Consider the following 8,363-nt stretch of genomic DNA (forward strand, 5'->3'; position numbering starts at 1 on the left):
CGTTGCCAATGCTGAATCTTGAAATTATTACACCCAGAAGGTTGCTTGTCCATGAAGAGGTTGAGATGGTGGAAGCCAGGGGCGAACTTGGCGAATTCGGAATTCTCCCCGGTCATATAAAATTTCTTACAACACTTGATGTTGGAGAAATCCGGTATATAAAAGGGGGCAGGACGAGGCATCTTTTTGCAGCCGGCGGTTTCGGAGAGGTAATTGATGATAAGGTAACCTTTCTTGTAGACACAGCAGAATTTGCTGAAGAGATAGATGTTGACAGGGCGCAGCGAACTGTGAAATGGGCAGAGTCGGCCCTTAGAGAGGTAGCAGTAGATTCTTTAGAATACAGAATGCAAGAGCTTGCGCTCCTGCGTTCTATTGCAAGGATCTCGGTGGCGTCGAAGAAACTTTAATGTTTTTCTCTGTAGACGAAAAACTTTTCAATTTGTTCCCCGGATTAAAGATTGGTATCCTTGTATGCGAAATCGAGAATACACGGTACGGTGTAGATGAGCTTGAAGCCGTTCTTGAAGACTTGAGGTCTCATTTTCAGTATGAAAAACCCCAGGATCATCCCCACATAAAGGTTTGGAGAGAGGCCTTCAATAAGCTCGGTATTTCAGCTTCTAAGTATTATAGCTCTATCGAATCGCTCCTGCGCAGGTCATTAAAGGGTGGCCCTTTCCCCAGGATCAATCCTGTAGTTGATCTGTACAATACAGTCTCCTTAAAACATCTTGTACCCATGGGAGGACATGCTGTCCTGCCATTAGAGGGTAATATCGCCCTTTGTTTTGCAAAAGGTGATGAACCGTTTATACCGATGGACAGCGCTGATTCAGAAACTGTTGATGCCAATGAGGTGGTCTACAAAGATGCCAGAGAGGTGCTTACAAGAAGATGGGTCTGGAGACAGTGCAATAAGGACAAGGTAACAGCACAAACGGGTTCTGTTTTTGTTCCCATTGATATTATGGAAGGTTTGTCTGAAGGACTTTGTGAGACAGTCATGGCGGAGATGGAAGAAGGACTGTTAAAGAACTGGTATGGCAGGGTAATCTTTAAAGACATCCTTACAAGAATAAATACTTCTGTAGAATTCTAATCATATTGACAGACTACTCTCCACAGCCTTTATAGCATCAGCGGCAGAGCTCGTTATACCGCCTGTATAGCCCGAGCCTTCGCCTATCGGGTACAGGTTTTTTGTATTTACTGATTCATGTTTTTCGCTGCGCTTAATTCTTACAGGGGAGGAAGTTCTTGTTTCTGCACCCAACAATATCGCATGATTTGAAACAAATAGCGGATAATCCTCTTTCCATTTATTAAACGCGCTTAAAAGCGCCTCATATACAAATTTTGGGAAGATTTCATTCATATTAACAGCTATGGCCCCCATCTTATACGAAGTTTTATTTAAGTCGTTAGAGATTCTCCCACATAAAAAATCCACCAGGTTCTGTGCAGGGACTTCCCATCTCCCCCCTCCTGCATTAAAAGCCTTCCGCTCTATATCCCTTTGGAACTCAATACCGGCCAGTGGATTGGTTGATTTATAATCATCCGTATGACAGGTTACAACAATTGCTGCATTTGAGAATGCCGATGACCTGTTCGAGTAGCTCATGCCGTTTAAAACCATCATGCCGTTTTCAGATGAAGCGTTTATTACCTCGCCTCCAGGGCACATGCAGAATGTATACACCCCCCTTCCTATTTTTCGATTGGTATAGGTAAAAGAATAATCAGCAGCCCCTATGCCGGGGAAGTCCTTATATTTATTACCATATCTAATAAGATTAATAATCTCAACAGGATGTTCTACTCTTACACCAACAGAAATTGGCTTCTGCTCAACGGCAATACCTTTTTTGTGAATCATCTCAAACGTATCACGCGCAGAATGTCCAACCGCAAGATAGATGATTGAAGAATGATACTCCCTCTCACCATTTATTACTACACCCAGGGCCTTACCATCTGATATAAGCATATCCGTCATTTTTGAGTTAGAAAATATCTCACCGCCTCTTTCAAGGATATAGCTCCTTATATTAGTAACTATTCGCCGCAAAGCATCCGTCCCCAAATGGGGCTTGCTGATGTACCCTATTTCTTCAGGCGCACCAAATTTAATAAAAACATCCAGCACCCTGTTTACATATTCAGAATTTTTTATCCTGGAAAACAGCTTCCCATCCGAGTATGAACCTGCACCGCCTTCACCGAATTGGATATTTGATTCAGGGTCCAGTTGTCTTTCTTTAATAAATCTTCGAACATCAACAGAACGTTCTTCTATCTTTTTACCTCTTTCGAATATTATTGGTTTAATCCCATAATCAATAAGCTCAAGAGCAGCGAACATGCCGGCAGGACCAAAACCTATTATTATGGGCCTCTCCTTGATGTTTTTTGATTGCCTGTCTGCCTTTATTTTTTCAGTGTATACAGGGAAGTTCTCCTTGTTGTCGAAGCTGTCAGCAGTACTTACAACTATTGAGATTTCGTAATAGAACTGTTTCTTGCTTCTCGCATCAAGTGATTTGCTAAGTATTTTAGCGAACTTTATGTTTTTATCGTCAATTTTTAGCCTTTGTGAAGCGGCTTTTACGTATTCATCCATTCCGTCTTTTTCAACGGGTATTCTTAAATTGTTTATTATTAAATCCAAAAAACGCCTCCATATTATACGTTAAACATCGCAGACGAGTGAATTGGCTGTTTTATAACCCTTAATGATACTCTCTTTTGCCTTTTTAAAAAAGAGATCAATAAGGGCGCTGTCCTGCTTTTCATCGGTATACGTCCTCCCTCTCAGGTCATAACAAATCAGCCGTTTATTTTTGAGAAACTCGGTAAGGATATGTTTATCAAGTGATTCCTTCTTCCCTGAGAGCAGGCCGGGAAGGTCGCTTAATCTTTTCAGGGCGCTATCTTTATCAAGCATCTGTTTTGTGAGATTGATAAATCGTACAAGCTTCATGAGGGTGTATGTTATGTCTCTTTGGAAAAGGGGATTGGCCGGAAACATGAAGCTTGATCGCAATGATTTTATATGCTTTTCCCAGTCATTTCCGAAAAAGTTGTCAAACAAAGGGGTGTTGGGCGCCATATAAAAGATGCTCGGGCCGGGGAGTAATCGTTTTCCCATGAGAAAGATGAGCATATCGATGATATTTTCAGGTTTTTGATCCGGAAGGCCAATGATAAAATGTGTTTCCACGAGGAAGGGGGATGACTCAAGGTAGGGAACGAGATGGAGAAAGTTTGTGCTGTAAAACCTGTGCTCTTCCCTGATAACATGCTGGTTAATGTCCACCAGAGAAAAGTTCAGTCGCCGGAAGCCTGCCTCAAACATATTGTCAAGTATTCCGGTACTCAATGTTTCAGAGTAAATCCCGTTCATGGCAGAGAGGGTTAGTCCTTTTCCTTTGAAAAGGCTCAGGGCTTCGTTGAAATAAGTGGGATCAAGGGTTAACATGTCATCTTCGAAATCAATGGATTGGATGTTAAAATCCATGCACTTCGATAGTTCCTGCTCTATGCTTGCAAGGCTTCTTCTTCTGTATGGCACAGGGGGTTTCCCACAGAAGGCACAACGAAAAGGACACCCGCGCGAAGTAAGAAAAAACGTATAATTTTTCCTACCGATCCGGTATTTGGATGGATCCAGAAACTTCCTGTCAGGTATCAGATTAATGTCAGACTCAATATGAATGTCTGACAGAAAGAGTCTGACCCCTTCTTTTGAGCAAACTCCTTGAATATGGGATATCCCCTTATCCCTATCTGTTTTTAATGACTTGATAAGCTCAAGGAGAGGTGTTTCCCCCTCGCCCCGTATTACATAATCCACATAGGGGGATTTCAAGATGTGTTCCGGGAAAATAGTGGGGTGTGTTCCCCCTGCGACTGTTATAATTGAATTATCTACTTCCTTGCAAATCCGGGCTACCTCTATTGCCTCGTCAGCGTATGTGGTAAAAAGGGATGAGATACCGACAATGTCCGGTTTACGAGATGCAATGATATCTTTTATTTTTTCGCGGACATGCCCAAAACGATAATATGTGCTGAAAAGAGAGAGAGGCGTATACATATCCTCCCTGTAATAGTTCTGTAAATCTGGAAAGGGATTACCTTCCAGTATCCTGTGTGTTCTATTTGTTCTGAGATCAAGAATGGAGACATCACATATATCGCGTATCTTTGTTGCAAGATAGAGGAGGGCAAGGGGGTATGTCCTTATTCCGGTACCGTAGAAATCTTCTATGGGGGGTTGGACGAGAAGTACGCGCACTTTTACAGTTGAGATTAATTTTGAAGATGTTTAAAAAAAGAGCAGGCCCGGATAGATATGGGCCTGCTTGATTGGCTTAGAGTTTCACTACGTTTGCTGCGCTTGGGCCTTTCGGACCGCTTACAACATCAAAACTCACTTGCTGCCCTTCGGACAGGGATTTGAAACCGCTGTCCTGAATTGCTGAATAGTGAACAAACACGTCTCCGCCGTCATCGTTAGTGATGAAGCCAAAACCCTTAGACTCGTTGAACCATTTTACAACTCCTTTTGCCATGCTACATACCTCCTATTAAAATGTGGAAAAAACGGAACCGTGTTAGGAGGATACGACAAAAATAAAGCCTTTGTGGATACAACTAACAAATGTTTCCGAACTCCGATAATATTATTACATAGAATTACGAGAAGGTCAAACTTTTTGAATATCTTTTTCCTGATTTTCTGAATCTGTCGTTTCGGTTTCGATTTTTGTTTCGGTTTCGACTTCCGTTTCAGTTACTGTTTCCGCTTCAGTTCCGACTTCCTTTTCGGTTTGTCCGGTGAACCGACGCTGTCTTTTCTCTTCCTGTTTTTTCAGCCGGAATAACTCTTTTTTCCTTTTCTCGCTTTTAAACCCGCCACCATGTCTTGGCATAATAGCCTCCTCTCTCTAATATAAAAACCGACCCCCGGAACGATCAGCTATTCGCAGGGATTTGGATATTTCCGTTATTTTTCCAATATTTTCCTTTGTGCCTCTCTCAGAAAACCAACAACAGAGTCTATACTTTCAGGCACTAAGGAAATCCCTTCCGGAGTGGGCATTAATTCACCGTCATTGATTATGTTATACATTCTTAAGTCAATAATCTTTAATCCCTTACGATCCTCTATTGTTACCATTAGCCTTTGTTTAGAACTCTTAATAATCTTACCTATTAGCACAAAGCCTCCCTTTATCGATTCTTATTTCCGGTATTTTGTCCTGACCCTTTTCTTCGATTCTTTGATTCAAAGCAATAAGGGACGTAAGCTGAGACGGGAATAGTAAAAAACTACAATATATACTTAGAATACCACATAATCTGTCGTAAATACAGCGAAAAGAAATACGTTTCTAATCAACCGCAATCAGTGAGATCGCCTTTTAATTTTGACAGGGCGTGGGGTAGGGCATCTACGATAAAAGACAGGCATTCCGTAGCTGCTTTAGGGCTTCCGGGAAGATTTATGATAATGCTTTCTCTGCGTATGCCACAGATGCCACGCGATATAATACCATGTGGTGTTATTTTATAACTCTCCATTCTCATTACCTCTGCGAAGCCCGGGAGTTCCTTTTCGATGACTGTTCGGGTTGCTTCAGGGGTGACATCCCTCTTCCCGAGTCCTGTTCCACCGGTTGTTATGATAAGGTCTATTTTTAATTCATCTGTGAACTTTTTTATTGTATCTGCGATGATATTGACTTCGTCAGGAATAATTACAATATTATTTACTTCATAAGCATCCATGAGCATCCCTTTTAATGCCGGACCGCTTTTGTCTTCCCTTTCCCCCTTGGAGCCTTTGTCGCTGATCGTAATAATTGCAACTGTATATTTCACCTGTTAGCCCCTTTCGTTTTTACAATGAACCGTGAACAGTTAACTGTGAACTGATTTCTATTTCGTCTCCAACTTTGACTTCACCTTCAGTAAGCACCTCGGCGAATACGCCCTCCTTCGGCATGACACAATCGCCTACCTGCTGAAATATGGCGCACCTGCTGTGGCATTCCTTTCCTATCTGGCTGACCCGCAGAACAACACTCGTACCAACCTGTAATCTTGTTCCTACGGGAAGAGAAATGAGGTCGATACCTTCTGTTGTCAGATTTTCTGCAAAATCACCAGAGTGAACATCAAGACCCTTTTTCCTCATCTTTTCGATGCTTTCCGTGGCAAGCAGGCTTACCTGCCTGTGCATGAAGCCTGCATGGGCATCATTTTCAAGACCCATATCCTTTATAAGACTGCATTTTCCTATATTATGTTTTTTCTCGCCTTTGTCTTTACTGATATTAACTGAAATGATTTTTCCTTTCATCGCCGTTTCTCCGTTTCTCCGTTTCGGTTTCTTATACGCCCCGCTTTTCCCACCGCTTTTCTCGAGGAGATAAAACGGGCCCAGTTCAATACCCTTATCGATTGCCTTACACATATCGTATATTGTAAGGGCAACAATTGCAGCGCATGTAAGGGCTTCCATTTCAACGCCGGTTTGCCCCTTTGTTCTTACTGTTGAAACAATTTCAACGGCCGAATCCTTATCAATGAAATCGTAATTTACATCTATGTGGGTAATTGAGAGCGGATGACAGAGCGGTATAAGTTCATGAGTCTTTTTTGCACCCATTATTCCCGCTATCTTTGCAACAGTGAAGATATCTCCTTTGGGTCCCTGTCCCATTTTTACCGTCTTGTATGTTTCCTGTGACATTGTGACCCTGCCGTAAGCCTTCGCCTCCCGTTCAGTCTCATTTTTACCGCTCACATCCACCATATGAGCCTTCCCGTCGCTATCGAGGTGTGTCAGTTTCATATAAAATCTCCTGATGAATAACTGAATTTATTATACATTTATTTTTTACGTCAAACACCTTTTTGCAGTATGATTTTATCCAATTGGTCGACTGCTTCAAAATGTTTATCCCTGGTGAGCAGCATGCCGCCCGAACTCATACAGCATGCGGCAATCCATACATCATTAATGGGTATTTTGCTTCCCCTTTTTGTCAGTGAAAGAACTATTGTTGCATATTTACGTGCAACATCATCATTTACATCTATTATCCTGACTTTCAGTACGTCCATGAACCTATCAAGCCTATCTTCATTAAACTGCTGTCTGCTTCCTTTCATAAATCCGTAACGCAACTCTCCAAGCACGATGGCAGGGATAAAAATCAGGCTGCTACGCTTTGCCAGTATGTCAACCACATCAGGCAATCCTTCAGCGTAATCAGTGTAAACGCTTGTATCCAGGACAATCTTCATTTCCAGTCCTCATCATCGACCCTTTCGAAAACGTCCAATGATTGCCTCAACTCGTCTGCTTCTTCATGGGAGAGCCAGCCTGCAAGGCTTCTGATAAGTTGTTCGCGATTCTGGCCGATACCAATTTTTTCATCAACGGCATCAAGGATATAGCCCGTTTTTGTTTTTCCCGCTTTCAAAGCTTCTTCGCTGATAATTTGTTCCTTTTCCGGGGTTATTCTTAAACTGATCGGCATCGTGTATCACCTCCTGTATCGCAATGTTATAATATTGTATCTCAATGGAACAGGAAAATCAAACGATAAAACTGCTTTTTGAAATGAAGGGTGAATTCCAATTCACCTCAAAAGGTTTCTATACTTTCTCTCACTGTGATAGAAAGTATACCTAATTGTCTAAACCAAAGCCAGTATTGGGTTTACAGAGATTTCATGTTTTGTACCAACTGTTGGTACCAATGCTGTAGACACAGTGTCTACAATCGCCGAAAATGATATGAAATCGATATTTTCGATCATCTTGTTTCAACGCAAAAATCAGCCGTCTCTGTAAGCGGTCGGCTGGATTTAATTGTTGGACGCTACTCTTTCCAATCTTCTAGTTTCAGGTTTTTAATTCTTATAAATTCGTTTGTATTATTGGTTACAAGAATGAGATTACGCGCAACCGCCTGAGCTGCGATGAGCATATCGTAAGGGCCGATAAGATTTCCTTCTTTTTTTAGCTGTGATCTTATAATTCCAAAGTGTTCAGCGTCGGTATTACCAAAATCGATAATTTCAAATGGAGCCAGAAATTCTGTTAAGGATATTCTGTTTTTTTCAATGTTTTGACTGTTGTAAACGCCAAATTGCAATTCGGCTACCGTGATGCTGGATAAATAAACGGTTTGTTCGAGTACACTGCGCAATTTTTCCAAGACATAAAGAGGCTTTCTGTTCTTGATAAAAATACAGATATTTGTATCAAGCAAATACATTACAGACCCTTTCGCTCCTGCATTTGCGGCTGTTCTCTCCCGTTTTCCATGAAATCATCGG

At 41.7% G+C, this 8,363-nt stretch carries 12 protein-coding genes; 2 read left to right on the top strand and 10 right to left on the bottom strand.

The genetic code is table 11. The annotated features are described in order from the left end of the window. The first annotated feature begins 8 nt into the window (after positions 1–8). Together NTX75_18570 and NTX75_18575 are read left to right on the top strand one after the other, a co-directional pair. Positions 9–410, top strand: a complete 402-nt coding sequence (locus tag NTX75_18570; protein MCX5818220.1) for a F0F1 ATP synthase subunit epsilon — start codon at positions 9–11, stop codon at positions 408–410. Next, positions 410–1,102, top strand: a complete 693-nt coding sequence (locus NTX75_18575; protein ID MCX5818221.1) for a phenylalanine--tRNA ligase beta subunit-related protein — start codon at positions 410–412, stop codon at positions 1,100–1,102. The genes NTX75_18570 and NTX75_18575 overlap by 1 nt, the downstream gene beginning before the upstream one ends. Here NTX75_18575 and NTX75_18580 read toward each other — a convergent pair whose 3' ends face one another. The 10 genes from NTX75_18580 to NTX75_18625 form a co-directional block, all read right to left on the bottom strand. Continuing rightward, positions 1,103–2,674, bottom strand: coding sequence for a dehydrogenase (locus NTX75_18580; GenBank protein ID MCX5818222.1), 1,572 nt, complete (start codon positions 2,672–2,674; stop codon positions 1,103–1,105). Between the two features lie 21 nt (positions 2,675–2,695). Further along, a complete protein-coding gene (locus tag NTX75_18585; GenBank protein MCX5818223.1) occupies positions 2,696–4,303 on the bottom strand; it encodes a radical SAM protein in 1,608 nt (535 codons plus the stop codon). A gap of 76 nt (positions 4,304–4,379) precedes the next feature. Then, positions 4,380–4,580 carry a cold-shock protein gene (locus tag NTX75_18590; protein MCX5818224.1) on the bottom strand — a complete coding sequence of 67 codons (201 nt, stop codon included), beginning with the start codon at positions 4,578–4,580 and terminating at the stop codon, positions 4,380–4,382. A gap of 135 nt (positions 4,581–4,715) precedes the next feature. Further along, positions 4,716–4,940 carry a hypothetical protein gene (locus NTX75_18595; protein ID MCX5818225.1) on the bottom strand — a complete coding sequence of 75 codons (225 nt, stop codon included), beginning with the start codon at positions 4,938–4,940 and terminating at the stop codon, positions 4,716–4,718. A gap of 74 nt (positions 4,941–5,014) precedes the next feature. Next, positions 5,015–5,230 (bottom strand): PC4/YdbC family ssDNA-binding protein, encoded by a 216-nt coding sequence (locus tag NTX75_18600; GenBank protein ID MCX5818226.1) that lies wholly within the window; start codon positions 5,228–5,230, stop codon positions 5,015–5,017. Positions 5,231–5,406: 176 nt separating this feature from the next. After that, positions 5,407–5,892 (bottom strand): MogA/MoaB family molybdenum cofactor biosynthesis protein, encoded by a 486-nt coding sequence (locus NTX75_18605; GenBank protein MCX5818227.1) that lies wholly within the window; start codon positions 5,890–5,892, stop codon positions 5,407–5,409. 19 nt (positions 5,893–5,911) lie between these two features. Next, positions 5,912–6,868 (bottom strand): cyclic pyranopterin monophosphate synthase MoaC, encoded by a 957-nt coding sequence (moaC, locus tag NTX75_18610; protein MCX5818228.1) that lies wholly within the window; start codon positions 6,866–6,868, stop codon positions 5,912–5,914. A 50-nt stretch (positions 6,869–6,918) separates the two neighbouring features. Continuing rightward, positions 6,919–7,323, bottom strand: coding sequence for a type II toxin-antitoxin system VapC family toxin (locus NTX75_18615; GenBank protein MCX5818229.1), 405 nt, complete (start codon positions 7,321–7,323; stop codon positions 6,919–6,921). After that, positions 7,320–7,559 carry a hypothetical protein gene (locus tag NTX75_18620; protein MCX5818230.1) on the bottom strand — a complete coding sequence of 80 codons (240 nt, stop codon included), beginning with the start codon at positions 7,557–7,559 and terminating at the stop codon, positions 7,320–7,322. The genes NTX75_18615 and NTX75_18620 overlap by 4 nt, the downstream gene beginning before the upstream one ends. Before the next feature lie 344 nt (positions 7,560–7,903). Continuing rightward, complete coding sequence (locus tag NTX75_18625) at positions 7,904–8,302, bottom strand: type II toxin-antitoxin system VapC family toxin (GenBank protein MCX5818231.1); 399 nt, start codon at positions 8,300–8,302, stop codon at positions 7,904–7,906. Between the last annotated feature and the right edge of the window lie 61 nt (positions 8,303–8,363).

It is taken from the genome of Pseudomonadota bacterium (assembly GCA_026388315.1).
Classification (GTDB): domain Bacteria; phylum Desulfobacterota; class Syntrophorhabdia; order Syntrophorhabdales; family Syntrophorhabdaceae; genus MWEV01.